This is a genomic window from Ruegeria sp. AL2 (genome assembly GCF_056540845.1).
This window is the reverse complement of record NZ_JBQFXM010000010.1, coordinates 38,967-62,754: the sequence shown is the minus strand read 5'-3', so window position 1 is coordinate 62,754 and position 23,788 is coordinate 38,967. Positions and strand designations below refer to the sequence as shown.

The 23,788-nt window shown below is 58.4% G+C and carries 23 protein-coding genes, 1 tRNA gene and 1 riboswitch; of the genes, 15 read left to right on the top strand and 9 right to left on the bottom strand.

The features are described 5' to 3' along the window. The first annotated feature begins 73 nt into the window (after positions 1-73). From ACR0ID_RS13395 to ACR0ID_RS13375, 5 genes are all read left to right on the top strand, one after another. Positions 74-1,033 carry a ligand-gated ion channel gene (locus ACR0ID_RS13395; RefSeq protein WP_480606107.1) on the top strand — a complete coding sequence of 320 codons (960 nt, stop codon included), beginning with the start codon at positions 74-76 and terminating at the stop codon, positions 1,031-1,033. 245 nt (positions 1,034-1,278) lie between these two features. Continuing rightward, positions 1,279-2,529: a sarcosine oxidase subunit beta family protein gene (locus tag ACR0ID_RS13390; RefSeq protein WP_480606105.1), complete on the top strand. Its 1,251-nt coding sequence runs from the start codon at positions 1,279-1,281 to the stop codon at positions 2,527-2,529. Positions 2,530-2,542: 13 nt separating this feature from the next. Then, a complete protein-coding gene (locus ACR0ID_RS13385; RefSeq protein WP_480474536.1) occupies positions 2,543-2,830 on the top strand; it encodes a sarcosine oxidase subunit delta in 288 nt (95 codons plus the stop codon). Next, positions 2,827-5,772: a sarcosine oxidase subunit alpha family protein gene (locus ACR0ID_RS13380; protein WP_480606102.1), complete on the top strand. Its 2,946-nt coding sequence runs from the start codon at positions 2,827-2,829 to the stop codon at positions 5,770-5,772. The genes ACR0ID_RS13385 and ACR0ID_RS13380 overlap by 4 nt, the downstream gene beginning before the upstream one ends. After that, positions 5,765-6,325: a sarcosine oxidase subunit gamma gene (locus ACR0ID_RS13375; protein ID WP_480519603.1), complete on the top strand. Its 561-nt coding sequence runs from the start codon at positions 5,765-5,767 to the stop codon at positions 6,323-6,325. The genes ACR0ID_RS13380 and ACR0ID_RS13375 overlap by 8 nt, the downstream gene beginning before the upstream one ends. An 8-nt stretch (positions 6,326-6,333) precedes the next feature. On the opposite strand, the gene ACR0ID_RS13370 is transcribed toward ACR0ID_RS13375, so the two are convergent. After that, positions 6,334-7,338, bottom strand: a complete 1,005-nt coding sequence (locus tag ACR0ID_RS13370) for a GlxA family transcriptional regulator (RefSeq protein ID WP_480494956.1) — start codon at positions 7,336-7,338, stop codon at positions 6,334-6,336. Positions 7,339-7,601: 263 nt separating this feature from the next. On the opposite strand from ACR0ID_RS13370, the gene ACR0ID_RS13365 reads away from it, so the two are divergent. From ACR0ID_RS13365 to ACR0ID_RS13350, 4 genes are read left to right on the top strand one after another with little or no spacing between them, the layout of a single operon-like run. Next, entirely contained in the window at positions 7,602-8,549 is a 948-nt protein-coding gene (locus ACR0ID_RS13365; protein ID WP_480487848.1) for an ABC transporter permease, read from the top strand. Continuing rightward, a complete protein-coding gene (locus tag ACR0ID_RS13360; RefSeq protein WP_480606098.1) occupies positions 8,546-9,361 on the top strand; it encodes an ABC transporter permease in 816 nt (271 codons plus the stop codon). The genes ACR0ID_RS13365 and ACR0ID_RS13360 overlap by 4 nt, the downstream gene beginning before the upstream one ends. Beyond that, positions 9,358-10,956 (top strand): ABC transporter ATP-binding protein, encoded by a 1,599-nt coding sequence (locus tag ACR0ID_RS13355; protein WP_480606095.1) that lies wholly within the window; start codon positions 9,358-9,360, stop codon positions 10,954-10,956. Before ACR0ID_RS13360 ends, ACR0ID_RS13355 begins: the two co-directional genes overlap by 4 nt. Positions 10,957-10,988: 32 nt before the next feature. Next, on the top strand, positions 10,989-12,440 hold the full coding sequence (locus ACR0ID_RS13350) for an aldehyde dehydrogenase family protein (RefSeq protein WP_480474544.1): 1,452 nt from the start codon (positions 10,989-10,991) through the stop codon (positions 12,438-12,440). Between the two features lie 444 nt (positions 12,441-12,884). On the opposite strand, the gene ACR0ID_RS13345 is transcribed toward ACR0ID_RS13350, so the two are convergent. Next, a tRNA-Lys gene (locus ACR0ID_RS13345) sits at positions 12,885-12,960 on the bottom strand. 220 nt (positions 12,961-13,180) lie between these two features. Between ACR0ID_RS13345 and dapF the strand changes: the two genes are divergently transcribed. Beyond that, positions 13,181-14,014 carry a diaminopimelate epimerase gene (dapF, locus tag ACR0ID_RS13340; RefSeq protein WP_480606092.1) on the top strand — a complete coding sequence of 278 codons (834 nt, stop codon included), beginning with the start codon at positions 13,181-13,183 and terminating at the stop codon, positions 14,012-14,014. Continuing rightward, a complete protein-coding gene (gene mtaB / locus ACR0ID_RS13335; RefSeq protein WP_480606089.1) occupies positions 14,011-15,267 on the top strand; it encodes a tRNA (N(6)-L-threonylcarbamoyladenosine(37)-C(2))-methylthiotransferase MtaB in 1,257 nt (418 codons plus the stop codon). Before dapF ends, mtaB begins: the two co-directional genes overlap by 4 nt. Here mtaB and ACR0ID_RS13330 read toward each other — a convergent pair. The 6 genes from ACR0ID_RS13330 to petA form a co-directional block, all read right to left on the bottom strand. Continuing rightward, positions 15,249-15,794, bottom strand: a complete 546-nt coding sequence (locus ACR0ID_RS13330; protein ID WP_480519670.1) for a helix-turn-helix transcriptional regulator — start codon at positions 15,792-15,794, stop codon at positions 15,249-15,251. The genes mtaB and ACR0ID_RS13330 overlap by 19 nt on opposite strands. Further along, positions 15,791-16,366: a cytochrome b/b6 domain-containing protein gene (locus ACR0ID_RS13325; protein WP_480606087.1), complete on the bottom strand. Its 576-nt coding sequence runs from the start codon at positions 16,364-16,366 to the stop codon at positions 15,791-15,793. The genes ACR0ID_RS13330 and ACR0ID_RS13325 overlap by 4 nt, the downstream gene beginning before the upstream one ends. Positions 16,367-16,371: 5 nt before the next feature. Further along, a complete protein-coding gene (locus ACR0ID_RS13320; RefSeq protein WP_480519674.1) occupies positions 16,372-16,623 on the bottom strand; it encodes a PepSY domain-containing protein in 252 nt (83 codons plus the stop codon). 199 nt (positions 16,624-16,822) lie between these two features. Continuing rightward, complete coding sequence (locus tag ACR0ID_RS13315; protein WP_480474560.1) at positions 16,823-17,614, bottom strand: cytochrome c1; 792 nt, start codon at positions 17,612-17,614, stop codon at positions 16,823-16,825. 17 nt (positions 17,615-17,631) lie between these two features. Further along, positions 17,632-18,963, bottom strand: coding sequence for a cytochrome b (petB, locus tag ACR0ID_RS13310; RefSeq protein WP_209506969.1), 1,332 nt, complete (start codon positions 18,961-18,963; stop codon positions 17,632-17,634). Positions 18,964-18,978: 15 nt separating this feature from the next. Further along, on the bottom strand, positions 18,979-19,563 hold the full coding sequence (gene petA, locus ACR0ID_RS13305) for a ubiquinol-cytochrome c reductase iron-sulfur subunit (protein WP_267363183.1): 585 nt from the start codon (positions 19,561-19,563) through the stop codon (positions 18,979-18,981). A 460-nt stretch (positions 19,564-20,023) separates the two neighbouring features. On the opposite strand from petA, the gene ACR0ID_RS13300 reads away from it, so the two are divergent. After that, positions 20,024-20,470, top strand: coding sequence for a c-type cytochrome (locus tag ACR0ID_RS13300; protein WP_480474561.1), 447 nt, complete (start codon positions 20,024-20,026; stop codon positions 20,468-20,470). Positions 20,471-20,489: 19 nt separating this feature from the next. On the opposite strand, the gene ACR0ID_RS13295 is transcribed toward ACR0ID_RS13300, so the two are convergent. Continuing rightward, positions 20,490-21,101: an FMN-binding negative transcriptional regulator gene (locus ACR0ID_RS13295; RefSeq protein WP_480555087.1), complete on the bottom strand. Its 612-nt coding sequence runs from the start codon at positions 21,099-21,101 to the stop codon at positions 20,490-20,492. Between the two features lie 54 nt (positions 21,102-21,155). Further along, positions 21,156-21,303: riboswitch (FMN riboswitch) on the top strand. Positions 21,304-21,431: 128 nt separating this feature from the next. Here ACR0ID_RS13295 and ACR0ID_RS13290 point away from each other — a divergent pair. The 3 genes from ACR0ID_RS13290 to ACR0ID_RS13280 all read left to right on the top strand — a co-directional run bounded on the left by ACR0ID_RS13290 (position 21,432) and on the right by ACR0ID_RS13280 (position 23,746). Then, on the top strand, positions 21,432-21,872 hold the full coding sequence (locus ACR0ID_RS13290; protein WP_480555085.1) for a 6,7-dimethyl-8-ribityllumazine synthase: 441 nt from the start codon (positions 21,432-21,434) through the stop codon (positions 21,870-21,872). A 127-nt stretch (positions 21,873-21,999) separates the two neighbouring features. Then, positions 22,000-23,100 carry a chorismate synthase gene (gene aroC, locus ACR0ID_RS13285; protein WP_480606079.1) on the top strand — a complete coding sequence of 367 codons (1,101 nt, stop codon included), beginning with the start codon at positions 22,000-22,002 and terminating at the stop codon, positions 23,098-23,100. Further along, on the top strand, positions 23,084-23,746 hold the full coding sequence (locus tag ACR0ID_RS13280) for an HD domain-containing protein (RefSeq protein WP_480606076.1): 663 nt from the start codon (positions 23,084-23,086) through the stop codon (positions 23,744-23,746). Before aroC ends, ACR0ID_RS13280 begins: the two co-directional genes overlap by 17 nt. Positions 23,747-23,788: the final 42 nt, after the last annotated feature.

Sequence of the window (23,788 nt, the reverse complement as noted above, 5' to 3'; positions counted from 1 at the left end):
TTTTCTTTTCGCGTCTGTCCTTCCCGGCGCAGGTTTTGCGCAGGGCTTGTTCCAAGGGCAGCAGGACACGCTTGTGGGAACCCCGGACAACCCGCTGCAAGTCGGGGTTGGTATCAAGATCGACCAGATTACCGGCGTCGATCAGCAGTCCGAAAACTATGGTGCCGTGGTTGTACTGCGGTTCGAATGGACAGACCCGGAACTGGCGTTTGATGCAGCAAGCCTTGGTCGTGATTTTCGGGTTTTTGAACCGCCCGCTTTCGTGAAATACGCCGCTGAGCTGGATGTGGTAACCCCGGCTTTTGTTATCCACAACCAACAGTCCAATCGATGGATTCATGAATCCGCAGTTGCCGTGCGTCATGATGGTCACGTGACTTTTGTCGAAAAATCCTCGCTAACCTTGCAGGCTCCGCATTTCAACTTTCGCAAATACCCGTTCGATACGCAGGAATTTCACTTCGAAGTCGTATCGGTGTTTCCGTCGCAATTCGTTCTCTATCACGCGCTTGATGAATACTCCGGTCTGGGTGACATGCTGGGCGAAGAGGAATGGATACTTGGCAATGCCAGGGCTCTGACGTCAACGACGACCGGTTTGTCGGGCAACGAAAGCGACCGGGTCGAACTTGTCTTCGAAGGCACCCGGCACCTGACATATTACACCATCCGCATTTTCCTGCCGATGCTGGTGCTGATCACGGTGGGATGGGCGCTTTTCTTTCTGGATGAATACCGAAAACGGATCGAGATCGCAGGCGGCAACCTGTTGGTCTTTGTGGCCTTCAACTGGGCCATTTCCGCTGACTTGCCCAAGCTTGGCTATCTGACGTTTCTGGATTTCATTCTGCAATGCATGTTCCTGATGACAGGAACGATTATCGTCTTCAGCGTGATGTTGCGTAAATTGAAAGTTTCCGGTCGGGAAGAGACGGCCAGAAAGCTCGACAATTACGCGATCAAATGGATTTACCCGTTGGGATATGCCGCCATCATCGGCTATGCCGTCGTTGTCTTTCTGATGACGTCTTAGGCGCCGAATCCCACATCTATGTGGTTCTGAAATCGCGTGTATAGCTTTGGCTACCGGCTGTTCTGACCCTTGTCGGCGCAGCAGGACGGCGTGGCGGACACCGCGCACTGCCAACAACAGTAAAAATCGCAAGATTAAGCAGGCCCTGCTGATTGTCGTGGTGTCTGATTCAACACAACAGATGTCGGATTCAAGAGTATCCAAATTCGGTTATTTCGCGGATTCTGAAAAAAAAGGTCCGATTCATGCGATACTCTGGTTTCAAGGTCATCAAAGAGGCTCTTACCGGGCACAAAGGGTGGACACCGGCCTGGCGCGAGCCAGAGCCCAAGCCACATTACGACATCGTCGTCATCGGCGGTGGCGGTCATGGCCTATCTACGGCGCATTACCTGTCCAAGGTATTTCGCCTCCGCAATGTGGCGGTGATTGAAAAAGGTTGGATTGGTGGCGGCAATGTCGGGCGCAATACAACCATCATCCGCTCCAATTACCTGCTGGACGGCAACGAACCTTTCTACGAGTTCTCGCTGAAACTGTGGGAAGGTCTTGAGCAGGACGTAAACTACAACGCGATGGTCAGCCAGCGCGGGATCATCAACCTGATCCACACAGACGCCCAGCGCGACGCCTTTACGCGACGTGGCAACGCCATGATCCTGAATGGCGCGGATGCCGAGTTGCTGGATGCCGAACAGGTGCGCAAGGAATACCCGTTCCTGAACTTCAACGATGCCCGGTTCCCGATCAAGGGCGGGCTTGCCCAGCGGCGCGGCGGCACGGTTCGGCACGACGCGGTGGCCTGGGGATATGCCCGGTCGGCAGACAGCCACGGTGTCGATATCATCCAAAACTGCGAAGTGACCGGTTTCCGTATCGAAAACGGAAAATGTCTGGGCGTTGAAACTTCGAAAGGGTTCATTGGCGCAGGCAAGGTTGGCTGTGCCGTGGCCGGGAATTCGGGACGTGTCATGGGCATGGCGGGTATGCGGCTGCCAATCGAAAGCCATGTCCTGCAAGCCTTCGTTTCAGAAGGTCTTAAGCCGGTTCTGCCCGGCGTGATCACCTTTGGCGCGGGACATTTCTATGTCAGCCAGTCCGATAAGGGCGGGCTGGTCTTTGGCGGCGATATCGACGGGTACAATTCGTACGCACAACGCGGCAACCTGCCGGTGGTCGAAGATGTCTGCGAGGGCGGCATGGCCCTGATGCCGATGATCGGTCGCGCGCGTCTTCTGCGGATGTGGGGCGGGATCATGGATATGTCCATGGATGGATCGCCCATCATCGACCGGACCGGCATCGATGGCCTCTATTTCAATGGCGGCTGGTGTTACGGCGGGTTCAAGGCAACTCCGGCGTCGGGGTATTGCTTTGCGCATCTGCTGGCAAAGGATGAACCGCACCCGACAGCCACCGCCTATCGGTTCGACCGGTTCCGCACGGGCCGCATGATCGACGAAAAAGGTATGGGCAACCAGCCCAACCTGCACTGAGGGGAGCAGCACCATGATCATCCATCATCCCTTGCTGGGCCCGCGCGACAGTTCCGAATTCGTCTATCTGGGAGACGCTTCGTTGATCAACAGGCCCGATTGGCTGGCCGAAGACGCGGCCGAAGCGTTTTATGACTACGCCTATCTGCGCGACAATCCAGCCGGCGAACACCGCGAGTTGTGGTTCCACGAGGGGGGCGACCGATCTTGGCTGGTTGTTACTCGCAACACCGCGACACATGAGATTTCCAAAGTGGAACTGGCCCGTGACGTGGCCCGGGCACAGGGGCGTTCCAAATGACTCAAGACAATAGGCTGAGTGGCGGTCAGATCGACCGCACCAAAACCCTGAATTTCAAATTCGATAATCGCAGTTACCATGCACATCCGGGCGATACGCTGGCCTCGGCCCTTCTGGCCAATGGCGTGCGCCTGATGGGCCGGTCGTTCAAATACCATCGCCCGCGTGGCGTGCTGACTGCAGGTTCGGAAGAACCCAACGCCATTGTCGAGCTGCGCACGGGCAGCCGTCAGGAACCCAACACCCGCGCCACGACCGTTGAGATGTTCGAGGGGCTTGAGGCCCATTCCCAAAACCGATGGCCCAGCCTGAGATTTGACGCTCTGGCAATCAACGACAGGTTTTCGAACTTTCTGACGGCGGGGTTCTACTACAAAACCTTCATGTGGCCTGCCGCGTTCTGGGAAAAGCTGTACGAGCCGATGATCCGCCGCGCTGCGGGACTTGGGTCGTTGTCGATGCAGGAAGACCCCGATGAGTATGACAAGGGGTTTCGACATTGCGATCAGCTGATTATCGGCGCGGGTCCAGCCGGGCTGATGGCGGCACTGACGGCGGGCCGGGCCGGTTCCGAGATCATTCTTGCGGATGAGGATTTCGCACTTGGCGGGCGGCTCAACAGCGAAACCTTTTCGCTGAACGACAGCGATGCGACCGATTGGGTTAAGCAGAGTGTCGCTGAACTGTCTGCAATGCCCAACGTCCGCCTGATGCCGCGCACGACCGTGATCGGTGCCTTTGATCACGGCATTTATGGCGCAGTTGAGCGGACGGGCGATCATCTTGCTTCTCTGCCTTCCGGTAAACCGCGCCAGATCCTCTGGCGCATCTACGCCAAACGCGCCTTGTTATGCGCTGGCGCGACCGAGCGGCCCATCGCGTTTGAAAACAACGACAGGCCCGGCATCATGCTGGCAAGTGCGTTGCGCAGCTATGCAAATCGGTTTGCAACCACGGCGGCGCAACGTGTCGCCATCTTTACGAACAATAATGACGGTCACCGCACCGCTGCGGACCTGCACGCAAAAGGTGTCAGGATTGCTGCCGTCGTCGACGTCCGTGACGACGCTCCGACCAGCCATGACTATGAAGTTCTGCGTGGTGCGCAGGTCAGGGACACCGAAGGCCGACTGGGGCTGACCTTTGTCGAGGTCGAGCTGGCAGACGGGTCGTCGCGCACGCTGGACTGCGGGGCGCTTGGCGTCTCGGGTGGCTGGAACCCCAACGTGCATTTGACCTGCCATCAACGGGGGCGTCCCGCGTGGAACGAAGATCTGGCGGCTTTCGTGCCCGGCGCGGACTTGCCGCCTGGGCTGTCCGTCGCAGGGGCGGCGAATGGTGTGATGTCCACCCATGGCGCCCTGCAATCCGGGGCAGAAGGCGCGGCGCAGGCGCTGGGCCTGAAAGGTCCGCTGCCCGATCTGCCTAAGGCCGAGGATACCCCGATCTCGCAGACACCGTTCTGGTATGTTCAGGGTTGCAGCCGCGCGTGGCTGGATCAGCAGAATGACGTGACCGTCAAGGATGTGAAGCTCAGCCATCAGGAAGGGTTCCGCTCGGTCGAGCATTTGAAACGCTATACCACGTTGGGCATGGCCACCGATCAGGGCAAGACATCGAACATGGGCGGGCTTGCGATCATGGCCGAGCTTGCGGGTAAGTCCATTCCGGAAACCGGCACAACGATCTTCCGCCCGCCCTATACGCCCGTTCCGATTGCAACCTTTGCTGGCCGGGTGAAAGGCAAGGAGTTTCATCCAACCCGCCTGACCCCGTCACATTACTGGGCCAAGGAACGCGGCGCGGTGTTTGTCGAGGTCGGCAATTGGCTGCGTGCACAGTGGTTCCCGCTGCCCGGTGAAACCCATTGGCGGGAATCCGTGGACCGTGAAGTGCGCCAGACCCGCGCCTCGGTCGGGGTGTGCGACTGCACCACGCTTGGAAAGATTGATGTTCAGGGTGCGGATGCGGCGGATTTCCTGAATAGGCTATATTGCAACGGATTTGCCAAACTGGCCGTCGGCAAAACTCGCTATGGGCTGATGTTGCGCGAGGATGGAATTGCGATGGATGACGGTACCGCCGCGCGTCTGGCCGAGGATCATTTCGTGGTCACCACCACAACCGCCAATGCGGTCAAGGTCTACCAGCATATGGAATTTGTCCGGCAATGCCTGTTCCCGGACATGGATGTACAACTGATCTCGACCACCGAAGCCTGGGCACAATATGCGGTAGCCGGGCCCAATTCGCGCAAACTTCTACAAAAGATCGTGGATCCCGAGTTCGACATCTCGAATGAAGGCTTCCCGTTCATGGCTTGCGGCAACATCACCTTATGCGGCGGGTTGCGCGCGCGGTTGTTCCGTATTTCCTTCTCGGGCGAATTGGCCTTTGAAATCGCGGTGCCATCGCGATACGGCGACGCGCTGATGCGGCGTTTGATGCAGGAAGGTGAAGAGTTCGATGTCGTACCCTACGGCACCGAAGCGCTGGGCGTCATGCGGATCGAAAAGGGTCACGCCGCAGGCAACGAGTTGAACGGAACCACCACCGCCCTGAACCTTGGAATGGGTCGGATGGTATCCAAGAAGAAAGACAGCATCGGCTCAGTCCTGTCCGAGCGTGAAGGGCTGAACGAACCAGATGCTTTGATGATGGTTGGCATCAAGCCTGTGAACGCTGGCGACAAGGTAACCGCCGGAGGGCATCTGATGAATGCCACGGGTCCCGTGGATGCTGCCCATGATCAGGGCTATGTCACATCGGCAGCATATTCGCCGTCGCTGGACAGCCATATCGGCCTTGGCTTTTTGAGAAACGGCATCACACGTCAGGGCGAAAAGATGCGCCTTGTGTCGCCAGTGACCGATCTCACGGTCGAGGTTGAAATCGTCTCGGCCCATTTCGTCGACCCCGAGGGAGAACGGCTCCGTGCATGATCTTGAAGCAATAACCGCGCTGGGTGAAACCGAACCCAAGATCGACAGGGTCGGAAGCGTGACCTGTACCGAAACTCCGGGTGTGGCGCTGGCCTCGGTCGCCGCTCGGCTGGGTCGGGAAAACAAGACCCGAAACGTCGTATCCCAATTGATCGGAGTGGAAACGCCTGGCGTTGGTAAGTTTACCGGCGGGCCGATCGTAGCCTTCTGGACCGGGCCTGATCAATGGATGATAGAAGCGCCCTTTGAGACGCATGAAGATCTGGCGCATCTGGTGAAAGAAAGCACTGGGGATAACGCATCGGTTTCCGAACAGACAGACGCATGGGTCAGGTTTGATCTGGACGGAGAGGGCGTGTTGGCAGTGCTGGAATTGCTAAGCAGTCTGGATTGCCGAAAAATGGCGGTCGGTGCCGCATCCCGCACGTCAATCCATCACCTGGGATGTTTCGTCCTGTGCCGTGCTTCTGGTTCGTTCAGTGTCTACGGGCCAAGATCGTCTGCCGGGTCACTGCATCATGCGATTGTGGCCGCAATGAAATCGGCGCTTTGAAGGCAAGGTCAGCTTGAGGGCAGCGGGGCGTTGTCTTCGACCCGAAACCGGTTGATCCGTCGCCGGTCCTCGCTGGGGCTTAAACCAAAGGCGGACCGATAGTGTGTCACCAAAGGCGTGACCGAGCTGTATCCGATGGCCGCAGCGATGTCGGCAATAGGGTCCTTGGTATAGACAACCATCTGACGGGCCGCCTTCATCCGCATGGACCGGAAATAATGGCTGGGGCTTTGCCCCGTGGCCTGTTTGAAGGCGCGCTCGACCTGGCGGGAGGTGACGCCCGTTTGATCCGCTATGTCCGCGATCGAGATCGGATTGCCGATACGGCTTGCGAACAGGTCGACACATCGCGCCACAAGCGGCGGCAGCTTTTCACCCGTGGCAGGTTTGCTTGCACTGGGCACCTGTTGCTGAACACCCTCCCCTCTCATCATCGGATGCTGGAACCAGCAGGCCACCTCATGTGCGACTTCGCCGCCCAACCGGTCCTGAATCAGATGCAGGGCCAGATCAAACGCGGCCGCCGCGCCGGCCGCAGTATACCGCGTGGCATCCGACACGATCACTTCGCGCCGCGCATCTATCTGGGGAAACTCGGCCAGAAATGCAGCCTCGTAACACCAGTGCACCGATACCGGATGGCCGGTCATGACCCCCGAGCGCACGAGCGGGAAAACGCCGCCGCTGATACCGCCCAGAATTGTCCCGTGTCGTGACAAGGCCCGCAACGCACCATTCCCCTGGGTCGGGTTTCTGAAGTCCGAGGTCGGACTGCTGAGCAGGAACAGAATATCAATCGGCTGGCAGTCTGAGAGGTTGCGTTCAGCCTCAAAACGCACATGAGCGCTGGAGCTGACCTTTCCCCCGTTTTCCGCCACAAGAGACCAGCGAAATGCCTCTTGCCCGGCGATCTCATTTGCAGCGCGCAGCGGTTCGATGACCGAGGTCAGGCAAGCCATCGGAAAGCCATCGAACAGCAGAAACCCGATCTCAATTCTATTTTCTGTCAGCATGAGCGCTACACTATCAGTAAATCCTGGTTCGGCCCGGATTGCTCCTTGGCCGCTCTGGCCTGCGGAAACGGTTCCAACAAGTGTAGCAAAACACGGAACGTGCGAAATCGAAAAAACACGCAACAAACATGGCGAAAATCGGGGTCAGGGGCCTCATTCGGATTGACAGGCTGAAAGGGACAAAGGTTTCGCAGGTCCATTTGTAGGTCTGGCGATGCCGTAGATGCTGGACCCGTGACGGCTGAGACCCTAACGTGGCCTCAATGCTTCGCTATACCCTTAAACGACTGATCTCATTGCTTGCCAGCCTTGCCGTCGCCTCGGTGGTTATCTTCGCCGTGATCGAGGTCGCACCGGGGGACCCGGCCTCGTTCATGCTGGGTGTCAACGCGCAGGAGGATACGTTGGCCGCGCTGCGGGCTGAACTGGGTCTGGATGGATCAAGGGTACAGCGGTATTTTAACTGGGTCGGGGGGATGGTGGCCGGGGATTTCGGCACCTCGTACACCTACCGCACACCGGTGTCGCAGATGATTGCGGACCGGCTGTGGGTATCGTTGCCTTTGGCGCTATATGCGCTCACGCTGTCCACACTGATCGCCTTTCCCGCCGGGATCTATGCCGCCGCGCGTCGGGGCAAGCCCGGGGATCTGGCGGTGATGGGGGCGACACAGCTTGGTATCGCTGTGCCCAATTTCTGGTTCGCGATGATGCTGGTGCTGATCTTCGCCATTAACCTGCGCTGGTTCAATGCCGGTGGGTTTGTTGGCTGGGGCGAGGGCCTTTGGGCGGGGCTGCGTTCGCTGACTTTGCCCGCCATTGCGTTAGCCCTTCCTCAGGCCGCGATCCTGGCCCGCGTCATGCGATCCGCGCTGCTGGATATTCTGGGCGAGGATTTTATGCGCACCGCGCGGGCTAAGGGATTGTCGCGTCGTCAGGCTCTGTGGCGGCATGGGGTGCGAAACGCGCTGATCCCCGTGCTGACGATCATCGGCTTGCAGTTTTCCTTCCTGCTGGCCGGGTCGATCATCATCGAACAGGTGTTCTACCTGCCGGGCCTCGGGCGGTTGGTGTTTCAGGCCATTTCGGCCCGCGATCTGATCGTGGTTGAATCGGTGGTGATGCTGCTGGTCTTTGCGGTGATCACCGTGAATTTTCTGGTGGATCTGGCCTATGCAGCCGTTGACCCAAGGCTAAGGAGCCGGTCATGAGCCGCAACCTGATTCTGGGCGCGGCGCTGTCGTCGCTGGTGGTGCTGGCGGCGCTGGCCTCGTTTGTCTGGACACCCTACGACTATGCCGCGCTGGATATCCCCAACAAACTTCAGACGCCCGATGCACGGCACTGGTTCGGGACGGATCACTTCGGCCGCGACATGCTCTCGATGATCATGGTCGGTGCACGCACGTCGATTGCGGTGGCTCTGGTGGCTGTGGGGATCGGCATGGCGCTGGGCGTACCCCTTGGCCTGACAGCCGCCGCGCGCAAAGGATCGTGGTTGGATGAGGTGATCATGCGTGGCAACGATCTGGTCTTTGCCTTTCCCTCACTGGTCATCGCCATCCTGATAACGGCTGTGTTCGGTGCCGGTGCCATCAACGCGATCATTGCGATCGGTATTTTCAACATCCCCGTCTTCGCCCGCATCACCCGCGGGGCCGCATTGTCGCTGTGGGAGCGCGAGTTCATACTTGCCGCCCGTGTGTCGGGCAAAGGCGCAGCACGGATTTCAGCCGAACATATCCTGCCCAATGTTGCCAACCTGCTGATCGTTCAGGGTACCATCCAATTTTCATTGGGCATACTGGCCGAGGCGGGTCTGTCCTATGTCGGTTTGGGTGCGCAGCCGCCGACACCCAGTTGGGGCCGTATGCTTGCGGACGCGCAGACAATGGTCAGTTTTGCCCCGCATTTGGCTCTGATTCCGGGCATGGCCATCATTGTCACCGTGCTGGGTTTGAACCTGCTGGGTGATGGTCTGCGCGACTGGTTGGATCCAAGGATCAGGGTGGCGCGGGCATGACGTTGCTGCAAGTCGAAAACCTGTCCCTATCGATCCACGGGGTGCCGATCCTGAAACGGGTGAACCTGTCTATCGATCCAGGCCAGATCGTGGCGGTGACAGGTGAAAGTGGTTCGGGCAAATCCATGACAGCACTGGCTGTGATGCAGCTTCTGCCAAACGGGGCAACGGCAGACGGCGCGATCCGACTGGACGGCACTAACCTGCTGACCCAATCCGAGGCCGAGATGTGCGCCTTGCGTGGCGCGTCTATCGGGATGGTGTTTCAGGAACCGATGACGGCACTCAACCCGGTGAAAACCATTGGCGATCAGGTGATGGAGACCATCCTGATCCACAAGGCAATGCCTCCTGCTCAGGCTCGGACCCGTGCCACAGAGGTTTTGACCCGGGTTGGCCTGCCGCCCGACAGGTTCCCTCTGTCGCGGTATCCGCATGAGCTGTCGGGCGGGCAGCGTCAGCGTGTGGTCATTGCAATGGCCATCGCATTGCGCCCTAGGCTTTTGATCGCGGATGAGCCGACGACGGCACTGGATGTCACAACGCAGGCGCAAATCCTTGATCTGCTGAAAGGGCTGGTTCGCGAATATGATATGGGCTTGCTGATGATCACCCATGATCTGGCTGTGGTCTCGGACATGGCCGAACAGATTGTCATCATGCGTCACGGCGAGGTCGTCGAAAGTGGCGCGACCCGAAACCTGTTTCGAGATATGCAGCACCCCTATACCCGCATGTTGTTCGAAGCTTCGGGTCATCAGGTCACCCTGCCTGAACCTACACAGCAACGCCCGCTTCTGGAGGTTTGGCAGGTCGTCCGGGATTACCGCCTTCCCCGCAAAGGTCTGCTGGAACCGCCGCGTCACCACCGCGCGGTGGATGGTGTCAGCTTTACCCTCAACCGAGGGGAGCGTTTGGGGCTGGTGGGCGAGTCCGGTTGCGGAAAATCGACCCTAACACGGGCTATTCTGGGATTGGAAGAGATCCAATCCGGTCAGATCCTGCTGGACAGTCAGCCGGTTTTCACCGGCCACAGGCCCAACCTTGCGGTGCGTCGCAAGATGCAGGTCGTGTTTCAGGATCCCTATGGCAGCTTCAACCCCCGCCACCGTGTCGCGCGCCTGATTACCGAACCCTTTCACCTGTTGGAAACGCCACCAAAGGGTTCCGAACGCCAGGACCGGATCGCAGAGATGCTGACGGCAGTGGGCCTCGGCCCCGATGATGCGGGCAAATACATTCACGAGTTCTCGGGCGGGCAACGCCAGCGGATCGCCATTGCCCGCGCTCTGATCATTCGGCCGGAACTGATCCTGTTCGATGAGGCGGTCTCAGCCCTCGACGTTTCGGTGCGCGCCCAAATCCTCGATCTGCTTGCCGAACTCTGCGATGCTTATGATCTGACTTACCTGTTCATCAGCCACGATCTGAGTGTGGTGCGTACCATCACCGATCATGTTCTGGTGATGCAATCCGGACGAATTGTCGAACAAGGCAAGACCAAACAGGTATTCTCGGACCCGCAGCATCCCTACACGCAAACCTTGATCGCCGCCGCGCCCCAATTGCCTGAAATCGGGAAGTTGTCGGCGTAAAACCCTTTGTTAGAGCCTGAATGGAGGCCAAAATGACCCAACCACTCTGGTTTGACCCCACCCTTTGCATGATCGGTGGAAACTGGACGCCTACGGCATCGGGCGAAACATTGCCGTTGACCAACCCGTCAGACGGGACCGAGATCTGCCGGATCGCGCGCGGCTCGGGCGCGGATATTGACGCGGCGGTCTCCGCCGCCAGATCTGCGTTAAAGGGCGACTGGGGGCGCAAGGCGGCCTTGGAGCGTGGTCGCATCTTGACCCGGCTGGGACAATTGGTGTTGGAGCGCGTGGACGATCTGGCGCGGCTTGAGGCGATGGATGTGGGTAAGCCCCTGACGCAGGCTCGCGCCGATGCCATTGCGCTGGCGCGCTATTGTGAATTCTACGGCGGTGCAGCGGATAAGGTGATGGGTGAGACCATCCCCTATCTCGATGGCTATACCGTCTATACCCTGCGCGAACCCCATGGGGTGACGGGCCACATCGTGCCGTGGAACTATCCGATGCAGATTATTGGGCGTTCGGTCGGGGCGGCGTTGGCCATGGGCAACGCCTGTGTTCTGAAACCGGCAGAGGAGGCCTGCCTGACCGCGCTGGCCTTTGCCCATCTCGCACAGCAAGCGGGTCTGCCAGCAGGTGCACTGAATGTTGTGCCCGGTCTGGGGGCCGAGGCCGGAGCCGCACTGTCCGGGCATCCGGGGGTCAACCATATCTCGTTCACTGGTTCGGTCGCCACGGGGGGCCTGGTGCAACAGGCTGCGGGGCGAAACGTTGTGCCTGTGACGCTGGAGCTGGGCGGAAAATCCCCGCAGTTGGTGTTTGACGATGCCGATCTGGATGCCGCTCTGCCATTTCTGGTGAATGCGGGCATTCAAAACGCGGGGCAGACCTGCTCGGCCTCCTCCCGCATTCTGGTACAGCGCGGTGTCTATGATCAGGTCAAATCCCGCATGACCGCGGCCTATGAACAGCTTAGCGTTGGGCCCGCGATGCAGGATCTTCGCGTTGGGCCGCTGATTTCCGAGCGGCAAAAGCATATCGTAAACAGCTTTCTGGACAAAGGCGCCGATCTGACCATTGCGGCAGAAGGGACGATCACACAGGATGCGCCAGAAACCGGGGCATATGTCCGGCCCACCTTGTTCGCGGATGTGCCACCGGATCACCCGCTCGCCCGCGATGAAATCTTCGGCCCGGTCCAGGTTCTGATCCCCTTTGACACCGAGGAACAGGCTCTAATCATTGCCAACAGCACAGACTACGGCCTTGTCGCCAGCGTCTGGACACGCGACGGTGCGCGGCAGATGCGGTTGGCGAAAGGGCTGCACGCGGGTCAAGTCTTCCTCAACAACTATGGGGCAGGTGGCGGCGTTGAACTGCCTTTTGGCGGCGTGGGCAAATCCGGCCACGGCCGCGAGAAAGGCTTTGAGGCGCTTTATGGCTTTTCACAACTCAAGACAGTGGCCGCCTATCACGGGTAACAAGCGCCCGACCTGTCAGATCATCGTTTCTTTGGCGCATGCGCGCCCCGGATTTGTTGATGAATTCGCAAGGTGTGGAACCGCTGAAGGTGGCGAGACTACGCGTAAGTTTGTAACCCGCGGTGAAATCACCAAAGCGCGGGTGACCCAGCACGAGGACAGCAATTTTGAGAAACGGTTTCGCACGGTCTGAAGGCATAGGAGATGAATCTGTAAACGGAAATCCTACCAACGAGGTACCCCCACCCCCAACACTGGATGGATCTGGTTCGCTCTGAGCATTCCAAGGAGGATTGCGCGGCCCCAACCGACACCGGAGAAAGCGGTAAGCAAAGTGATACTGGCCCGTCGCATCGGCGTCGCACGTGATTAGTTCGAAAAACCGGACGTACTTATCCGCAAAGCAATGGCATGCGCATCGCAATATATTTTTTTGTTAAAAAGTGGTGAGCCGTGCAGGATTCGAACCTGCGACCCACTGATTAAAAGTCAGTTGCTCTACCAACTGAGCTAACGGCCCACTCTTTTGTTGGATCTTCTCGATCCGTGGCGCTCTTTACGGCAATTTCCCAACCGGGTTCAAGCCCTTATTTTGCGCCTCGTTTCGCTGAAACAACCTGTGTTTCCAGCGAAACGATAGGCGGCCTAATTAGGCAGGTGGCGCAGGGGGGTCAACCCCTTTTTTCACGATTCTACGCGACAGGGTGGATTCATGTTCCGACCGACGTTATATCGCCGCCATGCAACAGAAACGCGATATCAGTTTGCCATTTGTTAAGATGCACGGGTTGGGCAATGACTTCGTCATTGTTGATGCGCGTGCGCGGGATGCTCTGATTACCCCGGCACTGGCCCGAGGAATCGGACATCGGCATTTTGGTGTGGGATTCGATCAGCTGGCCGTAATCGAAAACGGTGCGGCTGACGCGCATCTGGTGTTCTACAATTCGGATGGATCAACTTCGGCGGCGTGTGGCAACGCCACAAGATGCATCGCGCGAATGTTGATGGATGAGACGGGCAAAACCCAACTGTCGTTGACAACCGAACGTGGAACGCTTGTTGCGCAGGACGCAGGTGATGGGCTGACCTCGGTCAATATGGGTCTTCCTCAGTTGGAATGGCACGAAATTCCGTTGGCTGAAGAGATGGACACGCTGGAACTGCCAATCGAGGGCGCCCCGACAGCGACAGGTATGGGCAATCCGCACTGCACGTTCTTTGTTGAAAACGCCGCGGCGATTCCGCTGGCCGAGTTCGGCGCCCGCTATGAACACCATCCTTTGTTTCCCGAGCGCACCAATGTGCAGGTGGCTCAGGTCGTGGGTCCGGATCATATCCGCATGCGGGTGTGGGAACGTGGCGTGGGCATCACCCTTGCATCAGGGTCGTCATCCTGTGCAACTGCTGTGGCTGCGGCGCGGCGAGGGTTGGCGGGGCGAAAGGTGCAGATTGATCTTGATGGCGGAACCCTTTGGGTTGACTGGCGCGAGGATGGCGTCTGGATGACCGGGCCAACCTGCCACGTCTTCTCGGGCACGTTGTCGCCCGAGTTTCTAGGGACACTGGGATGAACCCGCCCAAATTCGCTACATTGGGTTGCCGCCTGAACGCCTATGAAACCGAGGCGATGAAAGAGCTGTCGCAACAAGCCGGACTGACGGATGCCGTGGTGATAAACACCTGTGCCGTCACGGCTGAGGCTGTGCGCAAGGCACGGCAGGAGATCCGGAAACTTCGACGTGAAAATCCGAACGCCCGGCTGATTGTTACCGGGTGCGCTGCCCAGACAGAACCCGACACCTTCGCGCAGATGGCCGAGGTCGATGCGGTGATCGGCAACACGGAAAAGATGCGGCCAGAAACCTGGAAAGGCATGGCCGCAGACTTTATCGGCGAGACCGAGGCCGTTCAGGTCGATGACATCATGTCTGTCACCGAAACGGCCGGGCACCTGATCGACGGGTTCGGCACACGCTCACGCGCCTATGTGCAGGTCCAGAACGGGTGTGACCATCGCTGCACCTTCTGCATCATTCCCTATGGCCGGGGCAATTCGCGCAGCGTGCCTGCCGGTGTTGTGGTGGATCAGATCAAGCGGCTGGTGGATCGGGGCTATCATGAGGTGGTGCTAACCGGCGTTGACCTGACCTCATGGGGGGCCGATCTGCCTGCGCAGCCGAAACCGGGCGATCTGGTGATGCGTATTCTAAAACTGGTGCCGGACTTGGCTCGCCTGAGGATCAGTTCGATCGACTCGATCGAAGTGGACGAGAATCTGATGCAGGCCATAGCAACCGAACCACGCCTGATGCCGCATCTACACCTGTCGCTTCAGCATGGCGACGACCTGATCCTGAAGCGCATGAAACGTCGCCACCTGCGCGACGATGCCATTCGGTTTACCGAAGAGGCCCGAAAACTTCGCCCCGACATGACCTTTGGTGCCGACATCATCGCAGGTTTCCCGACCGAGACCGAACAGCATTTCGAGAACTCGCTGAAGCTGGTTACCGATTGCGAACTGACCTGGCTGCATGTCTTCCCATATTCGAAACGCGAAGGCACTCCAGCAGCCCGCATCCCGCAGCAGGTGAACGGGAATGTAATTAAGGATCGCGCCGCCCGTCTGCGTGCGGCTGGGGACGTTCAGGTCAGGAAACACCTGTCAGAACAGATCGGCAAAACCCATCGGATCCTGATGGAGAACCCGCATATGGGGCGGACCGAACAATTCACCGAAGTTACGTTCAATGCACCTCAGCCCGAAGGTCAGATCGTAACCGCCCGAGCCATCGGGGCGAATGATCACAGTTTGGTTGTCTGAAGGTCTGCAGCCTCACCATCTGCGGCAAACAATTCTTCCATGAATACGCTTATCAGTTGCGCACGCCCATCAACCCCGGCTTTGGCATAGATCGAGGCGGTCTGCGCGCGCACGGTTCCTACGGCCCGCCCCCGGATGCGCGCGATGTTTTCGTTATCCAGCCCTTTCAGAACCAAAAGACCCACGTCTCGCTCGGCAGCGGTGAGCCCCCAACGGTCGAAAAACGTGTTGATGACCACGCTCATTTCACCCTGCGCGGCCTGTAGGCCAAGCTTGGTCTGTTCCACCCTTGCCAGCAGGCGTCGAAGTTCAATCATGAAAAAAACAATTCCGGCAAGCAGAACAAATGCGACAAAAGCCTCAAGACTTACATGAGAAGGTCCCTCGCCTTCCTTCAAATCCAGGGCGACGTCGCCAAGGTAAAACACCACGCAAAGTACCTGAACAACGATCATTATCGACATAAGTACAGCCCGGTGAGCGTCTGCATCGCCGGGCCGCCAATAGCTTCTGATCCATTTGATCATTTGATTGACCAGTCCTCAGGTATATTCTTCCGCCCTGTTATCATAGCCTTTGCCAAAGCGACACCTGTTCGCCACTGATCGATGACAACCCCGGCAACATGCAGCAGAACAGATAGCATCAGCCAGTTGAAGGCCAGTTCGTGCAGGTCTTCGACCCATTCGACGCCAAAGAATCGAACTGTTCCCATCATGATTCCTGTCACACACAAAGCCAGCAGCGTCGCCCAGAGGTTATAGACCATAAGGGCCCCCAGAGGGTTGTGTGAAAGGTGCACGCTTTGATCACCCCGCCCCATGTCCCGCAGGTGATTAAGGGCCGCACGGGGGCTGAAAGGAAAGGCGGTGAACCTGGCAAAAGCCGGACCCGTTAACCCCCAAAGCAACCGCAACAAGACCAAAGCCAGGACAACATAGCCCACATACTCGTGGAACGCGCCCTCGGGATTGGAAATCGCCCCATTGATCAGAACGCACAGGGCTACGATCCAGTGAACCAGCCGGACCAGTGGATCCCAAACCTGAACTTCGTGGGCGCCTGTGCGCCCACGATGCATCAATTCTGTTTCAGACATTCCGGTTACTGGTCCTCAATCTTGACGACTTTGCCGCTTGCGGGGTCGACATAAACCTCGGCCAATTGACCATCCTTGACGACATAGGCTTCGATCTTGCCATCTTCCGTCTCGATTTTGCGGACATCGAATCCCATGCCCGTCAGCGTTTGCCGAATTTCGGCCTCGGATTTTCCAAGTTCCGCATTGGGTGCAAGATCCAGCGCCAATACCGGCGTTGCAAATAGAATTGAGGCAAAAAGAATAGGAAGTTTCATTGTCGTGACTCCGTGTTTCAGACAAACGGCAATTGATCAGCCGTTGTGGCTGATGTGCGCCTGTGAAGCTGTCCAATCCATTGACCCGGCGCTTATTTCGACCAAATAAGCGCGCGCTGATGGCGACTTGGCAAAAGAAAACCCCCGCAACCTGACGGCGCGGGGGCTGATTTAGTAAAATCCGGTAGGACGGATCGGATCAATCTTCCTTGCGGAGTTTGCCCTTGTGCGGCGCCCATAGACGCTTGTTGACCAGGTACAGCAGCACCGACAGAACGGTCAGGAAGATCACACCGACAAAGCCTGCGTTCTTGCGGTCTGTCAGCTTTGGCTCGGCTGCCCACATCAGGAATGCGGCAACGTCCTCGGCCATATGCTCGACCGTGTTCGAGTGCCCGTCTGCGAACTCGACCTGCTCGTCAGCCAGCGGAGGCGCCATCGAAATCCAGCCGCCGGGGAAGGCAGTGTTTTCATAGAGCACCGCACCCGCCTCTTCTTTTTCGTGGCCGGTGTAGCCATGCAGCAAAGACGCGATGTATTCCGGTCCACCCATGCCTTTGACCAGCTGGTTGATGCCCAGGCCATAAGGCCCATGGAATCCGGCACGGGCCTTGGCCATCAGGCTCAGGTCAGGTGCGCCGACGCCGGTATTGGCCGGGAAGTGGTCGGTGGGGATCGCCGGACGGAAATCGTCCAGCTCGGGGTCGAAGACTTCGAAGTTGCCAGCCGCGTATGCGATGACTTCTTCTTCCGAGTAACCCAGCGCTTTCAGATCGCGCAGCGGCACATATTGCAGACCGTGGCAAGCCGCGCAGACCTCGGTATAGATCTGCAGGCCACGTTGCAGCTGATGCTGGTCCCAGGTGCCGAACGGGCCTTCGAACGAGAAGGCGAAATCTTCGATATGCTGCTCACCACCACCTGCTGCAATGGAAGCAGCAGGGGTCAGGGCCAGAGCAAACGCGGCGCCGATTGCAAGTTTCTTGAACATGTTTCCGGTCCCTCTTCTTACTCGGCCGGCGTGGCGTCGGCGTCAGCCTTGCCATAATGCGCGTTGAAGTCTTCTTCGATGGTCTCGGGCTGGGCCAGAGGTTTTTCGATCACGCCGAGGATCGGCAGGATCACGAAGAAATAGGCGAACCAGTAGGCCGATGCGATCAGCGAGAAGGTCGCATAGGGTTCTTCCGCAGGCATCGCACCCAGCCACATCAGGGCAAAGAAGTCGATAATCAGCAGGTAGAACCACCATTTCAACATCGGACGGTACTTGCCCGAACGCACGCTCGACGTGTCCAGCCAAGGCGCCAGCGCCATGGCCAGGATCGCACCAAACATCGCCAGAACACCAAAGAACTTGGCGTCAACGATGCCACCGGTGATGAAGCTCGCGAACTGTACAACCCAGACCTCACCGGTAAAGGCACGCAGGATCGCGTAGAACGGCAGGAAGTACCATTCAGGCACGATGTGAGCAGGCGTAACCAGCGGGTTGGCTTCGATATAGTTGTCCGGGTGACCCAGATAGTTCGGCATGAAACCGACAACAGCCCAGAACACGACCAGGATCACGGCCAGCGCGAACAGGTCCTTGATCACGAAATACGGCCAGAACGGCAGCGTGTCTTTCTTCGCCTCGTCTTTCGAGCCGCGACGCACTTCAACACCTGTGGGGTTGTTGTTGCCGGTAGTGTGGAACGCCCAGATGTGCACCACGACCAGAGCCGCGATGATGAACGGCAGCAAATAGTGCAGCGAGAAGAAGCGGTTCAGCGTGGCGTTGTCCACCGCAGGTCCGCCCAGCAGCCAGGTCTGGATGGCATCGCCCACAAACGGAATGGCGCCAAACAGGCCGGTGATCACAGTCGCACCCCAGAAAGACATCTGACCCCATGGCAGAACATAGCCCATAAAGGCCGTGCCCATCATCATCAGGTAGATCAGCATACCGACGATCCACGTGATCTCGCGCGGGGCTTTGTATGAGCCATAGAACAAGCCGCGGAAGATGTGGATGTAGACCGCAACAAAGAACAGCGATGCGCCGTTCATGTGCAGGTAACGGATGAAGTAACCGCCATTTACGTTACGCATGATGTGTTCGATGCTGGCAAACGCCAGATCAACATGCGGCGTATAGTGCATCACCAGAATGATACCGGTGACAATTTGCAGCGCCAGGCAGAACGCCAGAACGATGCCCCAGATCCACCACCAGTTCAGGTTCTTGGGGGTTGGGATCATGAGGGTGTCATACAGCAGGCCAACAATAGGCAGGCGGCTGTTCAGCCATTTCTCGCCGTTTGTCTTCGGCTCGTAATGATCGTGGGGAATTCCGGACATAAGTTTGGGTCTCCCTTAGCCGAGTTTGATTGTGCCGTTGTCCACCCACTCTGCGGGCGGAATGGGCAAGTTCTCAGGCGCGGGGCCTTTGCGGATACGACCGGCAAGGTCGTAGTGTGAACCGTGGCAGGGGCAGAACCAGCCACCAAAGTCGCCTGCATCACCCAGAGGCACACAACCGAGGTGGGTACAAACACCCATCTGGACGACCCATGCACCCGGCGCTTCGCCTTCCGGCGACGGCATCACCCGGTTTGCGTCGGTCGCAGGGGCATCGGCGCTCAGGTTAAAGTTGCGGGCCAGCGGATCGGGCAGCGCATCAACACCTTCGGCGTCCTGTTTCTGAGCTTCCTGAATCTCTGCACCGGTGCGGTGACGGACAAAGACGGGTTTTCCCAACCATTTGACGGTCAGCTGCGTACCCGGCTCAACACCGCTCACATCCACACGGATCGAGGACAGCGCCTGAACGTCTGCCGATGGGTTCATTTGGTTGATCAGGGGCCATACGGCTGCACCCGTTGCAACGACACCTGCGCCGCCAGCGACGTAGTACAGGAAATCTCTGCGGGTGCCTTCGTGGTCTTCTGCGTGGGACACGAGGTTATCTCCGATTGTCTGGCGCCCGCGGACGGGCAAATAGCTCGCGCACCGCACGAATGCGGTGTCTTAACCGCGCTTACTATCGGGGAGAATAGTGTTCGTCCAGCGTTCATAAACGCGCAATACGCCGCATGTGTCGTTTCCAGCAGCTGCGGACGGTGTTTTTTGGTGAATCTCGCGTGCGACTTTGTCGGCAACTTCGATTCATGCGCCATTGATTCGCTTACCCACCCTGTCTTCCGTCACCTGGATCAGGTATCTGGAGCCTGTCTCGTGGACCACTGATTTGCGCCCCAAAGTACATAATCAAGACCTCGGAACGGGGATTGTTTTCAGCAAAAACATACTCGCTAAATAGATGATTTAAATTATAAATTGCACGCGCCCCACCTGTTGCACTTTCCGCGCGAATAAAGGACAGCGCAAAAGGCGTGCGAACTCCCGCAAGGAGACCCCAATGTCAAAGATCGTTCTGGCCGCTGCCTTGTGCACAATGGCCCTTCCCACTCAGACTCTTGCCGCGGGCGATCCCGCAAAAGGTGAGGCGATATATAACCGTTGTTCTTCGTGTCATGCGATCATCAAGGATGGTGAAGTTCTGGTCAAAGGTGGAATCACCGGCCCGAATCTGTACGGCGTCATCGGTCGCGTGGCCGGGTCCGAAAACGATTATCGCTATGGAAGCGAGCGCCTGCCGATCGGCATGTTCACGGACGACATGATCCGTGCCGGCGAAGAAGGTCTGGTCTGGACCGAGGAAAACATCGTTGCCTATGCGCAGGATCCTATCGGCTTCATCAAGGAATTTCTGGATGACGAAACTGCCCGTCCGAACATGAGCGTCAAACTCAAGAGCGGTGCGGACGATATTGCCGCTTATCTGGCGACTTTCAGCCCCCAGTAAACCCGGCGCCTGGTGCTGGCTACGCCTTGTGCATCAAGGCGGCCAGCCGGGCGATTTCACTGCCAAAGCCAGTGGATACCTGATCAGCAGCAGCATTTCGCGCACCTTCGGGTTTGTTCTGACCAAGCTTCCAGGTGCCCTGAATATCTTCAACGCGCATGCGGCACGGTACGATCATGCGCATCATCTTGTTCAGCGCGTCAGAGGACATTTTTCCCGTGACCCATGGGGCCTTGGGCAGCAGCCGCTTTTCGTAGAACGCCGATTGGCGGTCAAGCACGTCACGTAACTCGTCCTGCGGGCGCAGCTCAAGTTTTCCGATCAGGTGCACGGCGACATAATTCCAAGTCGGAACCTGATCTTCGACACCGTACCAATCCGGCGAAATATATGCATCCGGCCCCTGCACCGCGATCTTTGCGTGCTGCGGCTCGCGCAGCGCTCGTACAATGGGGTTCGAGCGCACAAGATGCAGGTCAGCCAGTGAACCGTCTTCGGACAGCAGAAACGGGACGTGGCTTAATAGCGGGGCCTCTTCGGCAGAGAGTGCCAGAACGCCGAACGCCCGGTCGCGGGCGAATTCAACATGCCGGGCTCGATCCTCGGCGCGAAAAGCGGGGTTAGGGTGCATGAATGTCCTCCTGTCAATTCTCTTGCAGCGTCGGACAGTTCTTGGCAAGGTCCGCCTCGTTCTCAGGGCGGGGCGGAATTCCCCACCGGCGGTATGCAGGCCACGGCCCGCAAGCCCGCGAGCGGCCCCGGCTTTCGGGGTGTCAGCAGATCTGGTGAGATACCAGAGCCGACGGTTACAGTCCGGATGAAAGAGAACGTGCAAGCCGCGCCGGTGAACCGGCGCGCCTGCTCGTGATCGCCTTGGGTGACGTGTCATGCCGGGCTGGCAGCGAAATGGGATCTGGTTCTCGCGACTGCCGGCAGGCCACCAAACTGAAAGGAGATCATGATGACACACACCCGCTATGCTTTTGTCAAAGCCAACTGGCATTCCGATATTGTTGACCGCGCGCTCGACGGCTTCCTCGAACTCGTCCCCTCGGAACAAGTCGATGTCTATGACGTTCCCGGCGCGTTCGAGATGCCCCTGCTGGCCCGTGATCTGGCCCGGACCGGGCGCTATGCCGCCGTCGCCTGCGCTGCCTTTGTCGTTGATGGCGGCATCTACAGGCACGACTTCGTTGCGCAGGCCGTGGTCGATGGTCTGATGCGCGCCGGGCTTGATACAGGGGTTCCTGTCCTGTCGGTCTCGCTGACCCCGCACCAATATCAGGAAACCAAACATCACAATTCGATCTATCGCGACCATTTCGTACAAAAAGGGCGCGAAGCGGCTCAGGCCGCGCTGATGATCTCGGAAATCCGTGCGAAAATCGCGCAGGCCGCCTGATCTTCATCTTTTCGAAAATACTCAAAAATGCGCCGCCCGACGGGCGGCGTTCAAACCATCAACGGCCAAATCCGCTTGAGGCCGGGGGCCTTGCCCGCTAATCACGATCCGCAAAGGAGCACGCCCCATGTCGATGAACAGCTTTGGCCATCTTTTCCGCGTCACCACCTGGGGTGAAAGCCATGGGCCCGCCTTGGGCGCCACTGTCGACGGTTGCCCGCCGGGCGTTGCGATTGACGAGGCGATGATCCAGCACTGGCTGGACAAGCGCAAACCGGGGCAAAACAAGTTCACAACGCAGCGGCGCGAACCGGATCAGGTCAAGATCCTTTCTGGCGTGTTCGAAGGCCAAACTACAGGCACGCCCGTGCAACTGATGATCGAAAACACCGATCAGCGCTCGAAAGATTACGGCGACATCATGGACAAGTTCCGTCCGGGCCATGCCGATATCACCTACTGGCAGAAATACGGCATCCGCGATTATCGCGGGGGTGGGCGCAGTTCAGCCCGGGAAACCGCGTCGCGTGTGGCCGCGGGTGGACTGGCGCGCGAGGCCATCAAACAGATTGCGCCCAATGTGCAGATCACCGGCTACATGACCCAGATCGGTCCGCACAAGATCGACCACTCCAAATTCGACTGGGCGCAGATTGAACAGAACCCGTTCTGGACGCCTGATGAACAGGCGGCCGGGGATTGGGCCATCTATCTGGATGATCTGCGCAAATCCGGCAACTCGGTCGGTGCCGTGGTCGAGGTTGTGGCACGCGGTGTCCCGGCAGGGCTTGGGGCGCCGATATACGCCAAGTTGGACACTGATCTTGCGGCCGCGATGATGTCGATCAACGCTGTCAAAGGCGTCGAGATCGGCGAAGGCATGGCTGCCGCCGAACTGACTGGTGAAGCCAATGCCGACGAAATCTTCATGGGTCAGGATGGCCCGCAATACAGTTCAAACCACGCAGGCGGGATTCTGGGCGGCATCTCGACCGGGCAGGACATTGTCGTGCGCTTTGCGGTCAAGCCGACCTCTTCGATCCTGACCACCCGCAAGACCATTACAAAATCCGGTGAAGAGACCGAGATCATCACAAAGGGCCGTCATGACCCCTGTGTTGGCATCCGCGCTGTCCCTGTCGGTGAGGCGATGATGGCCTGTGTTATCCTAGATCACTTGCTGCTGCACCGTGGTCAGATCGGAGAAAACCGTGGACGGATCGGCTGATCTGCGCGCGCGTTTGCGTGCTGTTGTCGCGCAACGCATGGAAACTGATCCGGCCCATGACCTGGCCCATCTGGATCGTGTTTGGACCAATGCTCAGGCCATTGCAGGCGCTCAGGCGGACATCCCCGTCCTGTTGGCAGCCTGTTATCTTCATGATCTGGTCAACCTACCCAAGAATGACCCGAAACGACAGTTTGCCTCACGTCAGTCAGCGACTGAATCAGGGCCTATTCTGGCAAAACTGGGCTTTTCCGACGATCAGGTTCAGGCCGCGCAACATGCGATCGCGGCCCATAGCTTCTCGGCCAACATCCCACCCGAAACGCTGGAGGCCCGGATTCTGCGGGATGCGGATCGCCTTGACGCCTTGGGTGCCATCGGGATTGCGCGCACATTTTCTGTATCGGGTGCTTTGGGGCGTGTTCTCTATGATCCGGCTGATCCATTCGCAGAGGCGCGCCCGCTGGACGATCTGCGGTATTCGATTGATCACTGGAAGGTCAAACTGCTGACCCTGCCGGACGACATGCTGACGGATGCAGGCAAGCAGATCGCGCAAGCAAGGGCGGGCCGAATGTTTCAGTTCCTTGAGGCTTTTGCAGCGGAAATCGGCGCATCGATACCGAACTCGTGGACCATCACCTGATCCACCCCGTTGATCTTTTTTCTGCAAAGGCGCAGGGTCGCG